The sequence below is a fragment of the Streptomyces panaciradicis genome (genome assembly GCF_023516615.1).
In the GTDB taxonomy this organism is placed as follows: Bacteria; Actinomycetota; Actinomycetes; order Streptomycetales; family Streptomycetaceae; genus Streptomyces; species Streptomyces panaciradicis.
Genome location: NZ_JAMGBF010000274.1, coordinates 1 through 626, shown reverse-complemented (window position 1 = coordinate 626; position 626 = coordinate 1). Strand labels below are relative to the sequence as shown.

Below are 626 nucleotides of genomic sequence, written 5' to 3'. Positions count from 1 at the left end.
GCTCGGTCAGAGGCCAGCATGCGGGCGAACGTCTCGCACTGGTTGCTCATGGGTGGAACGTTGACTACTCGGCACACTTGATCGTCTTCTCCTTCTAGTACTGCTCGCAAGAGCGTGGAACGTTGAGGGGAGCGGGGAGTGTGTCGGGCACGCTGTTGGGTGTCTGAGGGAATGGTTTTCCTCAGTCGCCGGCCCCAGTGAACTTGTTCTTCGGAGCAGGGTGATGGGTGGCTGGTCGTTGTTTGAGAACTGCACAGTGGACGCGAGCATCTGTGGCCAAGTTTTTAAGGGCGCACGGTGGATGCCTTGGCACCAGGAACCGATGAAGGACGTGGGAGGCCACGATAGGCCCCGGGGAGTCGTCAACCAGGCTTTGATCCGGGGGTGTCCGAATGGGGAAACCCGGCAGTCGTCATGGGCTGTCACCCTTGCCTGAACACATAGGGCAAGTGGAGGGAACGCGGGGAAGTGAAACATCTCAGTACCCGCAGGAAGAGAAAACAACCGTGATTCCGGGAGTAGTGGCGAGCGAAACCGGATGAGGCCAAACCGTATGCGTGTGAGACCCGGCAGGGGTTGCGCATGCGGGGTTGTGGGATCTCTCTTTCACAGTCTGCCGGCTGTGA

The 626-nt window shown here is 59.4% G+C and carries 1 rRNA gene; it reads left to right on the top strand.

From position 1 onward, the window contains the following. Positions 1-274 precede the first annotated feature (274 nt). Positions 275-626, top strand: a 23S ribosomal RNA gene (locus tag M8J74_RS43535); the annotation flags it as partial.